Annotated in this window: 18 protein-coding genes; 3 read left to right on the top strand and 15 right to left on the bottom strand. The window is 64.8% G+C overall.

Going from position 1 to position 18,851, the window contains the following annotated elements:
- Window position 1 precedes the first annotated feature (1 nt).
- The 3 genes from hslV to wecB all read right to left on the bottom strand — a co-directional run bounded on the left by hslV (window position 2) and on the right by wecB (window position 3,160).
- Window positions 2–568 (bottom strand): ATP-dependent protease subunit HslV, encoded by a 567-nt coding sequence (gene hslV / locus EEB18_RS18925; RefSeq protein ID WP_056351629.1) that lies wholly within the window; start codon window positions 566–568, stop codon window positions 2–4.
- A 191-nt stretch (window positions 569–759) separates the two neighbouring features.
- Window positions 760–2,055, bottom strand: coding sequence for a UDP-N-acetyl-D-mannosamine dehydrogenase (gene wecC, locus EEB18_RS18920; RefSeq protein WP_187140111.1), 1,296 nt, complete (start codon window positions 2,053–2,055; stop codon window positions 760–762).
- Entirely contained in the window at window positions 2,045–3,160 is a 1,116-nt protein-coding gene (gene wecB / locus EEB18_RS18915) for a non-hydrolyzing UDP-N-acetylglucosamine 2-epimerase (protein WP_187140112.1), read from the bottom strand. Before wecB ends, wecC begins: the two co-directional genes overlap by 11 nt.
- A gap of 121 nt (window positions 3,161–3,281) precedes the next feature.
- Here wecB and EEB18_RS18910 point away from each other — a divergent pair, with 121 nt between their 5' ends.
- The 3 genes from EEB18_RS18910 (at window position 3,282) to EEB18_RS18900 (ending at window position 6,988) form a co-directional block, all read left to right on the top strand.
- Window positions 3,282–4,166: a metallophosphoesterase gene (locus EEB18_RS18910; RefSeq protein WP_262408003.1), complete on the top strand. Its 885-nt coding sequence runs from the start codon at window positions 3,282–3,284 to the stop codon at window positions 4,164–4,166.
- The gene (locus tag EEB18_RS18905; RefSeq protein WP_187140113.1) at window positions 4,163–6,127 is read left to right on the top strand and encodes a polysaccharide biosynthesis protein; all 1,965 of its coding nucleotides are present in this window, start codon (window positions 4,163–4,165) and stop codon (window positions 6,125–6,127) included. The genes EEB18_RS18910 and EEB18_RS18905 overlap by 4 nt, the downstream gene beginning before the upstream one ends.
- A gap of 75 nt (window positions 6,128–6,202) precedes the next feature.
- Complete coding sequence (locus tag EEB18_RS18900) at window positions 6,203–6,988, top strand: class I SAM-dependent methyltransferase (protein ID WP_187140114.1); 786 nt, start codon at window positions 6,203–6,205, stop codon at window positions 6,986–6,988.
- Window positions 6,989–6,995: 7 nt separating this feature from the next.
- On the opposite strand, the gene EEB18_RS18895 is transcribed toward EEB18_RS18900, so the two are convergent.
- From EEB18_RS18895 to EEB18_RS18840, 12 genes are all read right to left on the bottom strand, one after another.
- A complete protein-coding gene (locus tag EEB18_RS18895) occupies window positions 6,996–7,862 on the bottom strand; it encodes an FkbM family methyltransferase (RefSeq protein ID WP_187140115.1) in 867 nt (288 codons plus the stop codon).
- A gap of 13 nt (window positions 7,863–7,875) precedes the next feature.
- On the bottom strand, window positions 7,876–9,003 hold the full coding sequence (locus EEB18_RS18890) for a hypothetical protein (RefSeq protein WP_187140116.1): 1,128 nt from the start codon (window positions 9,001–9,003) through the stop codon (window positions 7,876–7,878).
- Window positions 9,003–10,160: an N-acetyl sugar amidotransferase gene (locus EEB18_RS18885; RefSeq protein ID WP_187140117.1), complete on the bottom strand. Its 1,158-nt coding sequence runs from the start codon at window positions 10,158–10,160 to the stop codon at window positions 9,003–9,005. The genes EEB18_RS18890 and EEB18_RS18885 overlap by 1 nt, the downstream gene beginning before the upstream one ends.
- A complete protein-coding gene (locus EEB18_RS18880; protein WP_187140118.1) occupies window positions 10,157–10,936 on the bottom strand; it encodes a HisA/HisF-related TIM barrel protein in 780 nt (259 codons plus the stop codon). The genes EEB18_RS18885 and EEB18_RS18880 overlap by 4 nt, the downstream gene beginning before the upstream one ends.
- A gap of 10 nt (window positions 10,937–10,946) precedes the next feature.
- Entirely contained in the window at window positions 10,947–11,768 is an 822-nt protein-coding gene (locus EEB18_RS18875; protein ID WP_187140119.1) for a sulfotransferase family protein, read from the bottom strand.
- A gap of 4 nt (window positions 11,769–11,772) precedes the next feature.
- Window positions 11,773–12,900: a hypothetical protein gene (locus EEB18_RS18870; RefSeq protein ID WP_187140120.1), complete on the bottom strand. Its 1,128-nt coding sequence runs from the start codon at window positions 12,898–12,900 to the stop codon at window positions 11,773–11,775.
- A 4-nt stretch (window positions 12,901–12,904) separates the two neighbouring features.
- Window positions 12,905–13,615 carry an acyltransferase gene (locus EEB18_RS18865; protein WP_187140121.1) on the bottom strand — a complete coding sequence of 237 codons (711 nt, stop codon included), beginning with the start codon at window positions 13,613–13,615 and terminating at the stop codon, window positions 12,905–12,907.
- Window positions 13,616–13,697: 82 nt separating this feature from the next.
- Window positions 13,698–15,008, bottom strand: coding sequence for a lipopolysaccharide biosynthesis protein (locus EEB18_RS18860; RefSeq protein ID WP_187140122.1), 1,311 nt, complete (start codon window positions 15,006–15,008; stop codon window positions 13,698–13,700).
- Window positions 15,009–15,126: 118 nt separating this feature from the next.
- Window positions 15,127–15,738, bottom strand: coding sequence for an imidazole glycerol phosphate synthase subunit HisH (gene hisH, locus EEB18_RS18855; protein WP_187140123.1), 612 nt, complete (start codon window positions 15,736–15,738; stop codon window positions 15,127–15,129).
- The gene (gene asnB, locus EEB18_RS18850; protein ID WP_187140124.1) at window positions 15,735–17,546 is read right to left on the bottom strand and encodes an asparagine synthase (glutamine-hydrolyzing); all 1,812 of its coding nucleotides are present in this window, start codon (window positions 17,544–17,546) and stop codon (window positions 15,735–15,737) included. Before asnB ends, hisH begins: the two co-directional genes overlap by 4 nt.
- A 23-nt stretch (window positions 17,547–17,569) precedes the next feature.
- On the bottom strand, window positions 17,570–18,154 hold the full coding sequence (locus EEB18_RS18845; RefSeq protein ID WP_187140125.1) for an acyltransferase: 585 nt from the start codon (window positions 18,152–18,154) through the stop codon (window positions 17,570–17,572).
- The gene (locus EEB18_RS18840; protein WP_187140126.1) at window positions 18,151–18,843 is read right to left on the bottom strand and encodes an acyltransferase; all 693 of its coding nucleotides are present in this window, start codon (window positions 18,841–18,843) and stop codon (window positions 18,151–18,153) included. The genes EEB18_RS18845 and EEB18_RS18840 overlap by 4 nt, the downstream gene beginning before the upstream one ends.
- Window positions 18,844–18,851 lie beyond the last annotated feature (8 nt).

The raw sequence follows: 18,851 nt of genomic DNA, 5'->3' as shown, positions 1-18,851 counted from the left end.
CTTATGCCTGGATTTCGATGGTTTCTTGGGTGAACTGGTCGTTGGTATAGACGCAGATGTCAGCGGCGACTTCCATCGCCTTGCGCACCAGCACCTCCGGGTCCTTTTCGTAATCGACCAGCGCGCGGGCGGCCGATAGCGCGAAATTGCCGCCCGAGCCGATCGCGGCGATGCCGCCCTTGGGTTCGAGCACGTCGCCGTTGCCGGTGATGACGAGCGTCACCTCCTTGTCGGCGACGATCATCATCGCTTCGAGGTTGCGGAGATATTTGTCGGTGCGCCAGTCCTTGGCGAGTTCGACCGCGGCGCGCAGCAACTGGCCATTGTGGCGTTCGAGCTTGCTCTCGAGCCGTTCGAACAGGGTGAAGGCGTCGGCGGTCGCGCCGGCGAAACCGCCGATGACGCTGCCGTCGTGCAGGCGGCGCACCTTGCGCGCGTTGGGCTTCATCACCGTCTGGCCCATCGACACCTGGCCGTCGCCGATGATGACGACCTTGTCGGCGCTGCGGGCGGAAAGAATGGTGGTTCCGTGCCAGGGCGCGGCACTATGCGCATGGGGATCGTTCATGCGGCGGATATGGGAGAGTGGGGCGAGGGGTGCAAGGGGAGGGCGGCGATCCTCCCTGTGGCCGGAGGCCATGGGGAGGGGGACCGCGCCCGAGGGGCGTGGTGGAGGGGCAGCGACATCGCGCCATTGCCCCTCCGTCAGCGCTACGCGCTGCCACCTCCCCATCGCTTCGCGACAGGGAGGATTTGACGTTAAGCCACCGCCCGCGGTGCGGGCGCCGTCGTCGGCCATCCCTGATCGGGCCACAGTCCGCGCGTGTCATAAACGATCTTGCCGCTGCGTTCCTCGAGCGGGACCGATTTGAACACGTCATGGTCGACGAGCACGATCATGACGTCACAGTCCGCCAGCGCATCGTCGAGTTCGACGAGTTCGGCGCCGCTGCCGGCGAATTCCATCGGCAGACCCTTGGCAAAGGGTTCGACGATCTGGATGCGCTGGCCGAACTGGCGCGCGAGCGCTGCCGCGACTTCGACCGCCGGGCTTTCGCGGAAATCGTCGATATTGGGTTTGAAGGCGAGGCCGAGCACGCCGATTTTCGCCTGCGGATGGCTTGCGACGAGCGTGGCGGTCGCGGCGATGACGTGCGACGTCTTGGCCAGGTTGACCTCGCGCGCGGTGCGGATAAGCCGGCTTTCGTCAGGCGCGCCATGCACCAGGAACCAGGGGTCGACGGCGATGCAATGACCGCCGACGCCGGGGCCCGGCTGGAGGATGTTGACGCGCGGATGGCGGTTGGCGAGGCGGATCACGTCCCACACATCGACCCCCATCTTGTCGGCGATCATCGACAATTCATTGGCAAAGGCGATGTTGACGTCGCGGTAGCTGTTCTCGACCAGCTTGACCATTTCGGCGGCGCGCGCGGTGGTGGTGACGCAGGCGCCGCGCACGAACTGGCGGTAAAAGGTCATCGCGCGGCGGGCGCAGCGCGGGGTGATACCGCCGATGCAGCGGTCGTTGTCTACCAGCTCGATCAGGATGCGGCCGGGCAACACGCGCTCGGGGCAATAAGCGACGAAGATGTCGGGGGTGCCGGTGCAGCGCCCCGGGACCTTGAGGTCGGGACGCTCGGCGGCGAGCAGTTCGGCGACCTGTTCGGTCGTACCGACCGGCGAGGTCGATTCGAGGATCACGAGATTGCCCGGTTGCAGCACCTTGGCGATGCCGCGTGCGGCGTCGAGGACATAGCTGATGTCGGGGCGATGCTCTTCGTCGTGCGGGGTCGGCACGGCGATGACGAAGGTGTCGGCGGCGACCATGGTGGTCGAGGCGACGAGCGCGCCGCGCGACACGACCCCCTGGACCAGGCCGTCAAGATCGACTTCCTCGATATGCACCTTGCCGTTGTTGACGGTCTCGACGACATGCGCGCTGACGTCGATGCCGGTGACCTTGCAGCCCGAGCGCGCGATCAGCGCGGCGGTCGGCAGGCCGATATAGCCGAGACCGACGACGGTGACTTTCTGTTCGATATCAACGGGCACGCGCGACAATCTCCGCAATCTGGGTGCCAGCCGTGCCGTCGCCGAAAGGATTGTGGGCGCGCGCCATGGCGGCATAGGCTTCGCTATCGTCCAAAAGGCTGAAAATTTCGGAAACGATGCGGTCCTTGTTCGTACCTACGAGCCGCGCGGTGCCGGCTTCGATGCCTTCGGGCCGCTCGGTCGTCTCGCGCATCACCAGCACCGGCTTGCCGAGCGAGGGCGCTTCTTCCTGCACCCCGCCGCTATCGGTCAGCACCAGTTCGCTCGACGCGAGCAGGCGGACGAAATGTGGATAATCGAGCGGATCGATCAGTGCGACATTGCCGAGGGCACCAAGGATCGGCTCCATCGCCGCACGCACATGCGGGTTGGGATGGACCGGAAAGATCACCGCGACGTCGGGGCGTGCCGCGATCGCGGCGATGGCATCGGCGATCGCCTTCATGCCGTCGCCGAAATTCTCGCGCCGGTGCGAGGTGACCGCGACGATGCGCTTGCCCGCGAACCGCGCGAGCAAGGGATCGAGCCCCGCCGCCAGCGATGGCTCCTCGTCGATCCGCGCCTTCGTCGCCAGCAAGGCGTCGATCACGGTATTGCCGGTGATATGGATACTCGCCGCCGGCACATTCTCCGCCCGCAGCGCCGCTGCGGCGGTTTCGGTGGGTGCGAAATGGAGGTCGGCGACCGCGCCGGTGACCTTGCGGTTCACCTCCTCAGGCCAGGGGTGATAGATGTTGCCGCTGCGCAGGCCGGCCTCGACATGGCCGACGGGAATCTTGCGGAAATAGGCCGACAGCGTCGCCGCCATCGTCGTCAGCGTGTCGCCATGGACGAGGATGCGGTCGGGCTTCTCGGCGTCGAACGTCTCGCCCAAACCGACGACCAGCCGCGCCAGCAGCCCGTCGAGCGTCTGGTTCGCCTGCATGACGTCAAGGTCGATGTCGGGCGTGATCCGGGCGATTTCGAGCACCTGGTCGAGCATTTCGCGATGCTGCGCGGTGACGCAGACACGGACGTCGAGCTCCGACTGGCGCCGCAAGGCGTGCACCACAGGGAACATCTTGATCGCTTCGGGACGCGTCCCGAACACCGTCATCACCTTCATTTTTCGCTCTTGCCTCGGCTGTTCATGGCGCTGTCCCTAATTGATTTTGGTTGTTATCCGCTTAACTTCGTGGCGAAACTCGTCAGGGTGTGATCCTTGTCATTGCGATGATCGCCGGTAAATGCCTGAAGCCATGCATCCCGATCGCGGTTCGTGCGTTGCTACGGCGCTGCGGCATAGACCGACGATTTGGGGTAGGGCGTCAGTTTCAATCGGTAAGACCATGTTAAAAAGACTTTTCAGCCGCAAAGCGGCCCCCGAACCCGTAGCCGAAGACTGGCCGCAGGTGCCGTCCGGCACGCGCGTCTATGCCATCGGCGACGTCCATGGCCGGCTCGATCTGCTCGACGCGCTGCTCGCGCGGATCGCCGACGAAAGCGCGCGCGATCCGGCAGATACCGTCCATCTCGTGATGCTCGGCGACCTCATCGATCGCGGCCCGCAATCGGCACAGGTCGTCGAACGGCTGTTGACCAGGCCTTCCGGCATCGACGAACTGCATCTGCTGATGGGCAATCACGAAGAAGCGCTGCTCGAAATCCTCGATGGCGCGCATTCGCAGCTCCCCGGCTGGATCCGCTATGGCGGCGAGCAGGCGCTGCAGAGCTACGGACTTGAAGACTCGACAATTTTCGGCGATAGAGAGGCATTGGTCGCCAAAATCCATGCCGGCATACCGGCTTCGCATGTTCGTTTGTTCCGCTCGATGGTGGATTATGTGCAGATTGGCGACTATCTCTTTGTTCATGCAGGGATTTTCCCCGGGCGCCCGCTCGACCAGCAACAGGTCCACGACCTGCGCTGGATCCGCGAGCAATTTCTCGATGACGACCGGGATCATGGCGTGATGGTCGTTCATGGCCACACGATCACCGCCGACGTCGATTGCCGCGCGAACCGTATCGGCATCGATACCGGTGCCTATCGCAGCGGCATGCTCACCGCGCTCGTCCTCGAAGGGCGGACGCAGCGCTTCCTCAAGACCGGGGAGAGCGTCGCGGCATGATATTGGGGCGAATTTGGGGGGTGGTCGAGGAGCATATCCTCGCGATGCTCGAAACGCTGGTCGGACTCGGCCGCAGCGAGAAGCGCGCGATCCTTATCGTCGCCGACGCACTGCTTTGCGTCGCCGCGGTTCTGGTCGCTTTCTCGCTTCGTCTCGGCCGCTGGGAAATCTTCGATCGCGAGGTCGGGCTGGCGGCGGTCATCGCGCTGTCGAGCTGGCTGCCGATCTTCCTGATGCGCGGCACTTACAGTTCGATCCTGCGCTTCTCGGGCGGGCGTACCATGGTCGGGCTCGGCTACTCGGTCCTCCTCTATTCGATCCCGCTCATCGTCATTTTCGGGATTATCGGGATGACCGGCATCCCGCGGACCCTGGCGTTCATCCAGCCTTTGCTGTTCCTGCTGTTCCTCGCCACCGCGCGTATCATCGCGCGCTACGCTGTCGTCGACCTGCTCAAGCGCCGCGATATCCAGCAGCAGTCGGTCGTGCTCATCTATGGCGCGGGCGAGGCGGGGCAACAGCTTGCGATGGCGCTGCGCGGCGACCCGGGGATGCGGCTCGTCGGCTTCATCGACGACGACCGCAAGATCGAGGGCGAGATCATCGACGGCGTGCCCATCTATTCGCGCCCGAAACTGCCTTATCTGGTCGATAGCTTCGGCGTCACCGACGTGCTGCTCGCGCTGCCCCACGTCACCCGCTCGAAGCGGCGCCGGGTGATGAAATCGCTCGAAGATTGGCCGATCCGCGTCCGTATGCTGCCCAATATGCGGCAGATCATCGACGAACAGGTGTCGGTCAGCGACCTGCGCGACGTCCAGATCGAGGATCTGCTCGGCCGCGATCCGGTGCCGCCGAACCAGTTGCTGCTCGGCCGGACGATCGTCGGCAAGACGGTGATGGTAAGCGGCGCCGGCGGCTCGATCGGCAGCGAACTCTGCCGCCAGGTCGTGACGATGCGCCCCGACCGGCTGATCCTCGTCGAATCGTCCGAATATGGCCTCTATGCGATCGGTCAGGAACTGCAGGCGGTGATCGCCGAATTGCCCGAAGGGCAGCAGCCCGAACTGGTCGAGGAACTGGGCAATGTCACCGATCAGCCCACCGTGCGGCGCCTGCTCGCGCGGTGGCGGCCCGACACGATATTCCACGCCGCCGCCTATAAGCATGTGCCGCTGGTCGAGGCGAACCCGATCGCGGGCATCGGCAACAATGTGTGCGGCACCCTGTTCATGGCGAGCGAGGCCGACCGCGTCGGGGTCACGAACTTCGTGCTGATCAGCACCGACAAGGCGGTGCGCCCGACCAACGTCATGGGCGCCTCGAAACGCGTGTGCGAACTGGTGCTACAGGGATTGGCGGCGCGTGGCAGCAAGACGATCTTCGCGATGGTCCGCTTCGGCAATGTGCTGGGGTCGAGCGGCTCGGTCGTGCCGCTGTTTCGCGAGCAGATCCGGATTGGCGGCCCGGTCACCGTCACGCACCGCGACGTCACGCGTTTCTTCATGACCATCCCCGAGGCCGCGCAACTTGTTATCCAGGCCGGCGCGATGGCCAAGGGCGGTGAGGTGTTCGTGCTCGACATGGGCAAGCCGGTGCGGATCATCGAACTGGCGCGCACGATGATCAACCTGTCGGGGCTGACCGTGCGCGACGAGGACCATCCCGACGGCGACATCGAGATCGCCGAGGTCGGACTGCGCCAGGGCGAAAAACTCTACGAGGAACTGCTGATCGGTGACGATCCCAAGCCGACGAGCCACAGCCGCATCATGCAGGCACGCGAGGCGATGCTCGAATGGGCCGACCTGTCGGCGAAGCTCGACCTGCTGCGCGACGCGATGGACCATGGCCGGGCCGAGGCATGCCTCGACATCCTGCACGACCTCGTCCCCGAATTTCGGCCGCCCGAAGAGGTCAATCGGGCGAGCGCCGACATTCAGGCGCCGCTGGCCGGCTGACGCCCCACCGAACGCGCTGTTGCCCGCACCGGCCCGGTGCGATAGCGCGTGGCGTCCCTCCATGGAGTTTCACCTTTGCCCGCAAATTTCGACGCGCTAGACCAATATATCGACCGGCAGATCGAGGCCGTCGCGGGCTATTTCGGCCATGTCGAATGGGCGGCGATCGACGCGATCGGGCGCTGGCAGGTCGAGGCGGGGATCGAGGGCAATCTCGCCGAAATCGGCGTTCATCATGGCAAGCTCTACTTCATTCTCGCGCTGCTCCGCCAGGCCGGCGAACGTGCGCTCGCGATCGACCTGTTCCAGGATGACGGCCTGAACACCGGTATCCACGCCGGCCGCGACAAGGCCTTTTTCGACAATCGCGACAAACTCGACATCGCGCTCGACGAGCAAGAAATCTGGACCGTCGACACGCTGACGCTGACGCCCGAGGCGCTGCGCGCGCGCATCGGCGACGTCCGGCTGTTCAGCGTCGATGGCGGCCACGCCTATGCGAATGTCGTTCACGACATGCGCCTTGCCGAAGCCGTTCTGGCCGACGATGGTGTGATGATCATCCATGATTTTTTCGGCATCGGCTGGCCCGATGTCTCGGTCGCCGCGATCCATATGCTCACCGAGATGAAGGATCGGCTGCAACCTTTTCTGATCACGCAATATAAATTGTTCGTTGCGCGCCCGGCGGCGGTCGAGCGCTATCGCGCGATGCTTGCGGCTAACCCACGCCTCGCCACCGCGCAAATGTCCGACCGGGCGATGTTCGACAACCCGATCACCCTGCTCAACCTCGCGCGGCGCGACCTGCTCGAGCGGCGGATCAAGCGCAAGCTGGGCTTCTATCCCAAAAAGCTGTGACCGCGCGTCAGCCGGCGAGGACTTCGGCGAGGCGCTCGGCGGGGCAGACGACATATTCGGAGAGCGAAAGGTCGCCATGGATGCCGATCGCCTCGATCGGCGCCAGTTCGAAACCGCCGCCGCGCCCTTCGTGGAGCACTCGCAGCATGCGATAGCCGAGTTCGGCGAAGCGCGCTTCGATGCGGGCCTGCCGCGCGATGCGATCGGTGCGGCCTTCGTCGTAGCAGGGCAGGATTTCCATCGAGATCAGCGGGCGATCGCGCGCGATGACCGGCGCGAGCGCGTCGATGACGTCGGCCTCGGCGCCCTCAACGTCGATCTTGACGAGGCCGACGGGTGCGGCGAGCAGGTCGTCGGGCAGGTCCGATGCGCCGAGGATGGCGACGGTCTTGCGAAAGCTGATCGTTTCGCCGGGTCGGAACCCCTCGACGATCGACGCCGAGGAATCGCCGCTGCGGCCGTTGTAGAGTTCGAGCGTCACGATCCCGCTTCGCGCCCCCAGCCCGGCGGGCACGACGCGGCAATCGGGCCAGCCGTTGGCGGCAAGCAATTCCTCGACATAATGAACGCACACCGGATTGGGTTCGAACCCGACATAGCGGCGGCCCGGATCGATCGCTTTCACTTTGATCAGCGTCTGGCCGAGATTCACCCCGACATCGACGAAGGCGCCGGTCGTCATGCCCATCAACCGGCACAACAGCGCAAGCATCCACGGCTCGGTCAGTTCGGCCATCAGCCCCGCCGACACCGGCACCGCCACCTGGGCCCCTCCGACATGGGCGGAAACATTGCGGTTGAGCCGCGAAAATTGCCCGATCCGGCGCAGGACACGGTTCGCGAAGCGGCTGCTGGCGTTGATCTCCATGCTCATGTCATCGGGTCCTTCAGATCATGACGGCTTTCAGATGGGCGGCGATGCGCTCGGCGTGGGCGCGATAGCTGTTGGCGAGCGCCAGTTCGACGCGTTTGCGCCAGCCCGTGTCGCGACCTTCGCGCACGGCGGCGATCGCCGCATCGAGCTTGGCGCCGATTTCGCCGGGCGCCTCGCGCGGCGCCATGAAGATGCCAGGGGCACCGGCCTGGGCCGCGATCGGGCTGCTGACCACCTCACCGCCGAGCGCGAAATATTCGAGCAATTTGTGCGAATTGACCCCGCGATTGCGGTCGCGGGCGTAGTCGTAGAGCAGAAGCCAGACATCGACATCCTCGGCCGCCGCGATCAGCGCGTCGCCGGTCAGCAATCCCGCCAGCTCGACATTCGGCCGCTGCGCCAGCGTGTCGGCCCAGGCATGGCTTTCGGGGGTGCCGCCCTGGACGGGGCCGATGAAGCGGAAGAGGCAGTCGGGCCGTTCGGCGACGAGGCGGGCGAAGCGCTCGCGGTCCATCGCCGGCTGCGCAAGGTTGCCGATGAAACCGACGGTGACCGGAGCATCCGCATCGCGTTTCCGCGGCGCGGCGAGGCGGCGCTGTGCGGCGCGCGCGAACAACGGTGAGAGGCCGTGGCCGACGACATGCCTCGGCGCCTTCGAAGGCGCGATTTCGGCGATCAGCAACTCGTCGACGCCGAGTATCAGATCGGCATGGCGGTGCATCGTATCGCCGGGATCGAGCATGTCGACGACGTGCAGGATCGAAAAGGGTGCGGCAAAGGCGCGATGGTCGGCGAATTGCCGCGCATTGTCGAAATCCCACAACAGGTCGACCGGGCCGACGGCGCGGGCGATCGCCTTCGCCCGCCGCCGCGCGGCCCAGATGAACAGCCATTGCGCACGATATTTTGTGCGTGAGGCGGGCATGCGCGGATGGTCGACGAGGGTGATGCCGGGAACATCGCTCGGCGACAGGCGGATGGCGTCGCCGCCGTTCGGCGGATTAACGAAATAGACGGTGTGCCCCAGCGCCGCGAGTTCACGGGCATAGTGATGCTTCGAAACCTGAAGCCCTGCCCAGGGTTGCGGCGAGATGAGCAGGATCCGCAGCGGCGGTGCCAGGAGGTCGAGCGTCGTCGCCATCAGCGCTTCAATCCGACGGTACGCAGGATCTTGCCGGCCGTGCCTATGACGCGAAAATAGAATTCGCGCTGCTTTTGATCGGTGCCGTAAATCTCGTGCCGCTGGTTGGGCCGCACCAGCAGCTCTTCGAATTCGGCCTCGCTGAACCCCAGCTTCTTGCGAACATAGGCCTTGTCGCGCTCCTGCATCGCCGCGTCATAGGTCGGTTGTTGCAATTCGCGCAATGCTTCGTCGCGCGTCGCCTGACCCGACAGGATCAGGTTCGACAGATGCGCCTTGCGTTTGTCGACACCGAATTTCCGCGGGAGGATGTAACCCTGGTAAAAACGGGTGAAGAGCGATTCATAATGTTTGCCGCCATAATCGACCCAGTCGAGTTCGCGGATCAGCAATTCCTTGGCCTTCGCCTTGTCGAAATCGACGAGGTCGAGCACGGCTTCGCTGTGGATGCCGCGCACCAGTTGATACCAGGCGCGCTGCCAGACCCCGAGCGCGGGGAGTTTCCTGAGCGGCTTCTCGCCGAATGTCCGGTGGATGCTCTTCAGGTTGACGAGGTCGAACTTCGCATAGTTCCACGACGGCGGCATCAGCCATTCGGTGGCGTGGTTGAGACCCGAGAGAATGTATTTGAGGTTGTACTTCGCCGCGAGCCTGTAGAGCGCACCCGAGATCATGTGATCGGTCGGCACCTCGATATCGACGACCGACGCCTTGAAATAAGCGCGCTGCAGGTCGCGGAACTCGTCCCAGTCCATCACGAAGGTGTGGAGTTCGAAGTCGAGCTTTTTGCAGATATTCTCGATGTTGCGGACCGCGAGTTCGTTGTTCCAGCCATTGTCGAAATGGACGATCAGCGGCCGCAGGTCCCATTGCTTCGCGAGCCAGGTGACATAGCTGCTGTCGACCCCGCCCGACAGGCCGATGACGCAGTCATAGGGCTTGCCCTTGCCGTCGGCGCGCACCGCCGCCAGCAGCGTGTCGAGCCGCGCCTGTTTGGCGGCGGCATCGGGAAGCGTCGCGGCGAAAGCCTGATATTCGTGCCAGTAGTTGCACACCCCGTCGGCGTCGAACCGGATGTCGGGATCGCTGCCGTCCATCACCGTTCGCGTGCAGACCTGCGCCGAGGTTGCGGGCAGGGGCGACGTGGCTAGGGTCATGCATCGAGCTTTGCGAACAGCCGGTCGCGCAGATCGGCCTCGTCGGGATAGGAAATCAGCACCCCCTGTTTGGGCGCGCGATAGACGAACAGGCTCGATGCGGCGACCGCCGAAGCCCCACCGTCGCGGATCGCGGGCAGGAAATCGTCGAGGCCCGCGGCACCGCCGCAGGCGACCACCGGGATGGCGACCGCCGCCGCGACCGCGCTGACCGTCGGCAGGTCGAAGCCGGTCCATTTGCCGTCGCGGTCGATGCTGTAGACGATGATCTCGCCGGCGCCCGCCGCCGCCATCGCCTGCGCCGCCGCGACCGGCGCCTGGCCGGTGCGCTGCTTGCCGCTGCGGGTCAGGACCTGCTCGCCGCCGATGAGCTTGCGACCATAGGGGAGCGACACCGCGACGGCCTGGCTGCCGAAACGGTCGGCGATCGCCGTCACCAGCCCGGGATCGGCGAAGGCTTCGGTCGATAGCACGACCTTTTCCAGCCCGAGCGCGAACAGCCGCGCCGCGTCGTCGACGCTGCGGATACCGCCGCCATAGCCCATCGGCAGAAAGGCCTCTTCGACGATGTCGCCGATCGCATCGAAATTGGGTCCGCGTCCGTCGGTGCTGGCGTCGATGTCGAGCAGCAGGATTTCGTCGACCATCTTGGTGTTGAAGATGCGCACGGCGTTGATCGGGTCACCGATATAGGTGCGCTTGCCGAAGCCGACCGTCTTCACCAGCCGCGCATCGCGGTCGATGGTCAGCACGGGAATGACGCGAATACGGCGCATGGGGCGTCGGTCAGACCTGCCAGCCGGCAAAATCCATGCCGGTCAGTGCGCGCAGCTGCGCGACGTCCTTTGCATAACGTTCCTTCAGCCGGTCGACCTCTTCCTCGCTCAGATCGGGCTTGTTGAGGCCGTAAAAGAGCCGGCGGCTGATCGCCGGACGGTTCATCAGCGCGTCGAAATCGAAGGGCGCCAGCTTGCGCGCGGCGCGATAGGGCAGGGATTTCTGCCAGTGCACCGGAATGCCGTTCGACGAATTCTCGTTCGTCTTGAACGAGAAGCTGTCGGGATCTTCGAGCCATTCGAGCCCGAGGAAGGAAAAGATCATGTTCATCGTCATATGCCGGTGGTTGAGCAGGCTGTCGGCATCGACGACCTTGATCTGTTCCATCGGGAAATGGTCGAGGAAGGATTCGAGCTGGTAGGCATACATGCCCGTCATCACCTGATTGTCGCTCGTCTCCGACCATTGGCGCGCGGCGGGCGTTTCCCCATGGTAATTTTCGACCTTGTGCGAGCGGTAACGCTCGATCGGGTCGCGCACCACATAGATCAGCTTCACATCGGGGATCAGCGCCTTGATCGCCTCGGCCGCGCCGGGGAACAGGGGATTGTGGCGCTTCGAATAATTTTGCGAGGATTCGCCGCGGATCGGCGCGTCGACCGGGAACTGCGCCTTGTACCAGTCGAGCGACTGGTTGCTGTTCGAACCGGTGAAGAAGTTGATCTCCTTTTCTTCCGACATGAAGATGTCCGGATGGCGCGCCAGATAATTGTGCAGGCTGCTGGTCCCGCACTTCATCGCGCCGATGACCAGGAGGTTGGGAAGATACATCGGGCTATCCTGCTTTCACGTCGGCGATCAGACGCGAGATGGTGGCGATATGGTCGGCATAGCTGTTTTCGGCGGCGAAACGCGCGCGTGTGGCCGCGAGCGGTGCGCCGACCTCGGCATAATCGGCGACGATCCGGCCCATCAGCTCGGGCATGTCGCGATTATCTTCATAGGCCGAACAGGTCACCGCCCCGGGGGGAAAGGTGAAGGACAATTGGCTGGCGAGGACGGGCTTTCCGGTGGCGAGAAACTCGTTGATCTTGTGCGGATAGATCAGGCCCTTCGCCTTTTCGTAGCGATAGGCGACGAACCAGATGTCGACATCCGCCGAGCGGGCGATGACTTCGTGCGATTCGAGCCGCCCGAGCAGGGTGACATTGGCGAAGGCCCGCAGTTTTTCGATCCTGGGGTCGGGCGGGGTCGAACTGCGATAGGGACCGATCATCCGGAATTCGAGTTCGGGGTGCGCGCCGATCACGGCGTAGAGCGCCTCCCAGTCGATATCCTTGCGGTCGAGGTTGCCGACATAGCCGACGACTTTCGGCACCGCGCGAAACGCCGGTTGCGTGCCGTCAAGGCGCGTGCGCGCGAGGTCGAGGAACGCGCCCTGCGTCCCGTGCGGGATCAAGGCGGTGCGGGCGCCGCTTGCGGGCAGCGAGGAAATGTAAAAGCCGTTGTTGGCGAGGATCAGCCGCGCGAACTTGGTCGACGAAAATTGCGGCGCAATGTCATCTACGGGATGGAAGATACTGAAATCGGCAGAAAAATCGCCGAGATCATTGAACATATATTCATTGTCGAAATCCCAAACCAGGTCGATCGGCCCCGGAACGGTCCTTGCCACCCGGCGGGTGACCCCCTTCATCAGCCATTTGAACAGCGGCCGGGCGTGAAATTTGATGCGATAGGGGAAGGGCAGGCGATAGCGGACAAGCGACACGCCCGCCGCGTCGCTCGGCAGGATGGCGACATTGCGGTCGCGACGGCTGTGGTCGGGCGGTTCGACGAAAAAGACGCGATGCCCCAATTCGCCGAGCAGGCGCGCATAATGATGCTTCGACACATTGGGCGCGTTCCACGCCTGCGGCGAGATGATCAGGATCGTTCGCGGTTGCGAAAAATAGCCCTCCACGCCCTCAGCCTCCCTGCAATGCCGGATTCAGCGCCTGCTTCGCGAAGGCGGGGAAATCGGCTTCCGGGATATAGCCATGATAGCGGTGGTCGCGCGCATAATCGACACATTGCGCCGCATCGATCTGACGCACCGGCTTGGCCGGGATGCCGGCGAGGACCTGATAGCCTTCGGGGAAGGAGCGGGTGACGACCGCGCCGGCGGCGACGATGGTGAAGGGGCCGAGTTCGACACCCGGCATGATCTTCGCCCCGCCGCCCAGCCAGCTGTGACGGCCGACGACGACCCGGTCGGGATGGTGGAGCCGGTGGTCGTGGATATCATGGTTCGCGGAGATGATATGCACCCCCGGCGCGATCCACACATAGTCGCCGATGTCGATCAGGCCGATGCCCTGAATATAGCAGTTCGGCATGAACCCCGGCGCGACGTCGATACCGACCTTGATATTGCGCCAGTTGACCACCTTGCTCGACCGGTCGACGGGCCAATAGGCCTTGGCCGCGCGCTGGTAGACGAACTGGTCGAGCCAATGTTCGGGGGTGCCGGTCACCGCATAGCCGGCGGTGTCGCGGTGGACGCGGCGCGCGATATGCTGCCGGCCCATCAACTGGCGCGCCATGTAGCGCGGCAGGAACCGCGACAGGCGCAGCGCCGCGCTGATTTCCATCCTGTCGGCGAGGCAGGTCGCCGGATCGGCAGAAATATAGGTCATATCAATGGTATCGCGTGCAACAATCGAAAGAATATCAGGAAGTGCCCGTCCAAGGCATATGACAGGCTTTCCGATATGTCTATCACAGCGCCGCCGGTTCGGCGCGAAGATGGCGATGGCGATGCGCGATCCAGAAGGCGACCGCGAGGAACGCGACGTACATCACACCCTGCGCCATCGCATAAGCGACGATCACGTTCATCGGACTGGAGATGATCTGCGTCGCGAGCAGCACGGCGCCGATGGTGAAGGCCGCGAAGCTGATCGACATGATGAAATCGAGCCGCTGGTAGCCGTGCAGCCACAGGATCTTAGTCAGCGGCTGGACCACGAATTGCAGCCCGATGACGGGGGCGAGGATGCGCGCGACCTCGCCGGTCTCGTGCCAATTGGGGCCGAGCACGAAGACGAACAGCGTCGGGGCGATCAGATAGAGGATGCCGAACATCGGGACAGCGATCGCGGTGAGCCCGATCGCCAGCCGGTAAAAAAGATGGGTGGCGCTATCGAGCCGCGCGATCTCTTCGGCGCCGCGCCGGAAGAACACCTGGCCGATGGCGGTCGCGAACATCTGGACGGGCAGTGCGAGAAGGCTGCGCGCGCGGTTGAAATGGCCGACGACGTCGAGCATCCCGCCCCGCAGGCCAAGGACATAGATCGGGAAGGCCATCGCGACCTGTTCGACGACCGCGGTCGGGGTGGTCCATTGCGCAAAATCGCGGTGGCGCACCGCCGCGGCGCGCATATCGGCCCATTGCGCCCGGCGCGCTAGCCCGAAAGCCTCGCGATTTCCGGCGATCACATAGAAAAAGGCGATGATCTGTCCGGCGAAATAGGCAGTCATCAGGCCGGCGGCACCCCATTTCAGCAGCCCCAGTCCGATCGACAGGCCGGTCGTGACCACGACGCTGACGATCTGCAGCCGGCTCATGAAGCCATAGCGGTTCTGGCGGTTGGCGAAGGCCTGCAGCGCGGCGGTCTGGCTGGCCATCAGGATGGTGAGCGGCAGCAGCCAGAACCAGGGCCAGAGTTCGCTGTTCGACCAGCTCGCCGGTTCCAGAAGCCGGACCAGCGCGACGACCGCGAGCGCCAGTACCGACATGCCAAGCGTGATGCGCATCGCCAGCGCAAGCGTCGCGATCGCGTCATGCTCTTGCTTGTCGACGATCACGCCTTTGAAATATTGGAGATTTCCTATCGTCGCGAGCACCGCGCCGAACGCCATATAGGTGCCGAGCACGCCATAGTCGGCGGGCAGGTAGAGCCGCCCGAGGATCGGTGCGGTGAGGATCGGGATCAGCGTCGCGATCGCCTGTCCGCCCGAGAGCGTCGCGAAATTGCGAACGAAGTTCAGACGGGAGATATTCACCAGCCTGTCGGCGATCGTCTTCACCAAATCGTCTCCGCATCGCGTTGAAGGGCCTGGCGAACCGCCTGTGCCGACATGGGCCGGCCCCGGCGGTTACAGAAAAGGGTGCGCGGCGCCAATCGAATTCATGGCCCCGCGCCGATCAGATCGCCGCAAAACGATCGAGCACCGCCATGCCGAACGACAGGCTCTTTTCGGGGTGGAACTGGACCCCGAAGACATTGTCCTTTTCGACCCCGGCGGTGAAGCGATAGCCATGGACGGTGCTGCACAGCTCGGTCGCCGGGGCGTCGCAGGCGATGTGGAAGCTGTGGACGTAATAATAGCGGGCGGCATCGGCATCGAGCGCCATGCGGTGTCCGGCGTTCCAGGCGGTGTCGGCCCAGCCGATGTGCGGAACCTTGAGCCGGTCGCCGAGGCGCGAACGGTCGAAGGCGACGGTCTTTGCGGGCACCCAATCGAACCCCGGCAATTCACCCTCTTCGCTGCCGCGCGTCAGCAATTGGGCGCCGAGGCAGATGCCGAGCATGGGGACGGCGCGGCGTTCGACCGCCTCGCGCAGCGGCGCGACGAGTCCCTTGTCGTGCAGGCGCTGCATGCCCCAGTCGAACTTGCCGACGCCGGGCAGGATTAGCCGCTCGGCGCGTGCGATCGTGTCGGGATCTCCGGTCAATTCGGCGCGGTGGCCGAGATACTGCAGCATGTTGATGATCGATCGCGGGTTGCCCGCGTCATAATCGACGATGGTGATCATAGCGGCACCGCGAAGCGCCGCACCCAGGCGGCGAGGCTGATCAGACGGAAATTCGCCGGATCATAGGGCAGGCTATGGCGCGCCGAAGCGGCGATCCGTTCGCGAAGCGTCGTCACGTCGAGCAGCGGCGCCAGCACGCGCAGCGCATCGTCGATCATCGCCGCCATGCGGTCGGGATGGTCGCGGCCGAAACTCGCATCGGGGGAAGAGAAACCGATCTTGTCGCGCCGCCAGCGCACGGTGTCGGGCAGCGCATCCATCGCGTCGCGCAGGATCAGTTTCTGCCACCCCTTGCCGACGAGGAAGCGCGTCGGCAGCCCCATGACGAACTCGACGAGCCGGTGATCGAGGAAGGGAACGCGCGATTCGATACCGAACTGCATCGCGTTGCGGTCCTGCGAATGGAGCTGGTACGGGATGCTCGTCCGCGTCAGCTCGTCGAGCGACAACGGCTTGTAAGCGGTCGGCGGGGCGACGGGGGTGTAGGATTCCGTGCCGCCACCGCGCCAGATCCCCGACATCAGCGGCGAAATCAGCCGGTCCGATTGCCGCCCGGCGGCAAGATATTTGCGCAAGGTCAGCGGCAGGCCATCGCCCGTCGTCAGGCTCCGCCCGCGAAAATTTTGCCATGCCTCGCCGAGCCGCCCCGCACCGAGAGCCTCACGCTGCGCCGCGAGCCAGAATTCGCCATAGCCGCCGAAATATTCGTCGGCACCCTGGCCGTCGAGCATCACCGTCACCCCCGCTTCATGCGCGGCGCGGAACAGCGCATGTTCGTTGAAATGGCTACCGCTCGGCAGCGGCTGGTCCTGCGACCAGGCGAAGGCCTCGAGCCATTCGGGGGTGTAATAGTCGACCAGCGAGACCGGAACCTCGACCTGGCGATAGCCGAAGCGCTGTGCGACCTGGGCGGCGTATCCGCGTTCGTCATGGTGCCGGTCGGCGTGGAAGACGGTGAAGACCGGAAACTGCGCCGGATCGCCCACGACGCCGGCGCTCGCCGCGGCGATCGACGAGCTGTCGACCCCGCCCGACAGGCTGGCGCCGAGCGGAACATTGGCGACATGGTGCGCGCGCACCGCGTCGAAAAACAGCGCCCGGAGCCGTTCGCGCGCTTCTTCATAGCCGATAGCGAGCGGCTCGACCTGTGCGGCAAGATCGTACCAGCGCGCAGTCGCGAACGCGCGGGTCGTCAGGTCATAGGTGGCGAGATGGCCGGGCGGCAGCGCCTTGATCCCGACAAAGAAGCTCCGCGCGTCGAAATTGAGATGCCCATATTCGAGGAAGCGGCGCAGCATGTCGTGGTTGGGGGCGCTGTCGACGAGCCCGGTGGCGAGCAACTGTTTCGCCTCCGACCCGGCGAGCAGCACGCGATCGGACAGATGATAGCAGAGCGGCTTGATCCCGAAACGGTCGCGCCCGAGGAGCATCGTCTGCCGCCGCGCGTCGTAGAAGACGAAGGAGAACATGCCGCGCAGCCGCGGCAGCGCGTCGGTCCACCACTGGTCCAGCGCGTGGAGCAGCACCTCGGTATCCGATTGGGTATGGAAATGGCGGCCCAAACCCTCCAGCTCGGCGCGCAATTCGGGGAAGTTATAGATGGCGCCGTTGAACAGCAGCCAGTTGTCGCCGTCGCGCATCGGCTGGTTCGACCGGTCGTCGACGTCGATCACCGCCAGCCGGCGGTGCGCGAGTCCGACCGGGCCGAGGGTGACGATGCCTTCGGAATCGGGACCGCGGTGCGCGACAGCGTCGGCCATCGCCTGCAATTGTCCGGGTTCGACCGGGCGGCCGTCGCGATTTGCCAATATTCCCCAGCCGCACATGCGGTTCAGCTAGCCTCCGCAGGCGGCGAGGTAAAGGCGGCGGCGAAACGGCCGAGATATTGGTGGCGCAGGTTGCGGCGCGCGAAATCGGCGAAATCACCCGCAGCGACATAGCCGTGCCGGGCGTCGGCGGGGATCGGCGGGGCAGGGCGGTCGTGCGTGCCCACGACCTTCGCGGGGTTGCCGGTCAGGATCGATCGCGGCTCGAGGCACGAGCGGGTGACGACGCTGCCACGCGTCACGATGCAGAAATCGGCGAGTTCGACTCCGGGCAGGATCGTACAGCCGTCCTCGATCACGCAATGGTCGCCGATCACCAGCGGCGGGCCTTCGAGATAGTCGGTCAGCCGCACCGGGTCGTGATTGCCGCTGATCAGGCCGACGCCGCGCCCGACCGACACGCCATGGCCGACGACGATCCCCATGTTCGCGCTGACATAACAAAAAGGCTCGATCCCCGGCGCGCTGCCGCGCCCGAGCAGGACGCGGTTCGGATAATCGAGCTGGCTCGCCGGGTGCATCGGCCAATAGGCCCCGCCGTTGATCCCGAGGACCTGCTGCGCGAAACGGGTCTTCCAGGACGGATTCATGACGCACCCCAGATGCGGTCGAACAGCACCGGGTCGACCCTGTCGCCGCGCAAGGCATCGATTCGCGCCAGCGGCGTGTAGCCGACATAGGCGTTCGGGCGCTGCCAGGTTTCGCATTGCGCCGGGTCGAGGCGCGAGACGACACGCGCGGGATTGCCGGCGACGACGCAATGGCCCTCGGGAAAGCTTTCGGTCACCACCGCGCCCGCGCCGACGATGGTGAAATCGCCGAGCTTGACGCCGGCCTGCACCGTCGCATTCATCGCGATCAGGCAATGGCGGCCGATGGCGATCGCAAAATCCTTCGGCGGCAAAGGCGATCCCGCGCCATCGGCGAGCGACAACAGCCGGACATTGGGAGCGAGCTGCGTATAATCGCCGACATAAAGCCCGCCGCGCCCGTCGATTTCGCAGCCGGTGCTCCATCCCGGCGAGGTTTCGGCGCCGATGACGATGAAGCGTGCGCCGGACACGCGGGTCGAGGGGTGCACCGGCCAATAGGCGTCGGCGTTGCCGCGCAGGATCTTCTGCGCAAACCATATCCGGAAATGCACTTCGACCTGCGTCCCCGCGGTGTCGATGAAATAGCGGCGGCCGCTCAGCCGGTGCCAGTTCGACTCGAACAGGCGGCGCAACCGTTCGAGCAGGGTCGCCGGCCAACTCAGCTGCATGTTGAGGAGGCGGCTCATGCCCGCCC

Source organism: Sphingopyxis sp. OPL5, from assembly GCF_003797775.2.
Lineage (GTDB): Bacteria > Pseudomonadota > Alphaproteobacteria > Sphingomonadales > Sphingomonadaceae > Sphingopyxis.
The sequence above is the reverse complement of the archived record's forward strand: the minus strand, read 5'-3'. Positions and strand labels throughout refer to the sequence as shown.

Bases quoted from the DNA above. Each gene is read 5' to 3' on its own strand.
- hslV (WP_056351629.1), bottom strand. From the start codon at position 568: ATGAACGATCCCCATGCGCATAGTGCCGCGCCCTGGCACGGAACCACC.
- wecB (WP_187140112.1), bottom strand. From the start codon at position 3,160: ATGAAGGTGATGACGGTGTTCGGGACGCGTCCCGAAGCGATCAAGATG.
- EEB18_RS18910 (WP_262408003.1), top strand. From the start codon at position 3,282: ATGCCTGAAGCCATGCATCCCGATCGCGGTTCGTGCGTTGCTACGGCG.
- EEB18_RS18905 (WP_187140113.1), top strand. From the start codon at position 4,163: ATGATATTGGGGCGAATTTGGGGGGTGGTCGAGGAGCATATCCTCGCG.
- EEB18_RS18895 (WP_187140115.1), bottom strand. From the start codon at position 7,862: ATGAGCATGGAGATCAACGCCAGCAGCCGCTTCGCGAACCGTGTCCTG.
- EEB18_RS18890 (WP_187140116.1), bottom strand. From the start codon at position 9,003: ATGGCGACGACGCTCGACCTCCTGGCACCGCCGCTGCGGATCCTGCTC.
- EEB18_RS18885 (WP_187140117.1), bottom strand. From the start codon at position 10,160: ATGACCCTAGCCACGTCGCCCCTGCCCGCAACCTCGGCGCAGGTCTGC.
- EEB18_RS18880 (WP_187140118.1), bottom strand. From the start codon at position 10,936: ATGCGCCGTATTCGCGTCATTCCCGTGCTGACCATCGACCGCGATGCG.
- EEB18_RS18875 (WP_187140119.1), bottom strand. From the start codon at position 11,768: ATGTATCTTCCCAACCTCCTGGTCATCGGCGCGATGAAGTGCGGGACC.
- EEB18_RS18865 (WP_187140121.1), bottom strand. From the start codon at position 13,615: ATGACCTATATTTCTGCCGATCCGGCGACCTGCCTCGCCGACAGGATG.
- hisH (WP_187140123.1), bottom strand. From the start codon at position 15,738: ATGATCACCATCGTCGATTATGACGCGGGCAACCCGCGATCGATCATC.
- EEB18_RS18845 (WP_187140125.1), bottom strand. From the start codon at position 18,154: ATGAATCCGTCCTGGAAGACCCGTTTCGCGCAGCAGGTCCTCGGGATC.
- EEB18_RS18840 (WP_187140126.1), bottom strand. From the start codon at position 18,843: ATGAGCCGCCTCCTCAACATGCAGCTGAGTTGGCCGGCGACCCTGCTC.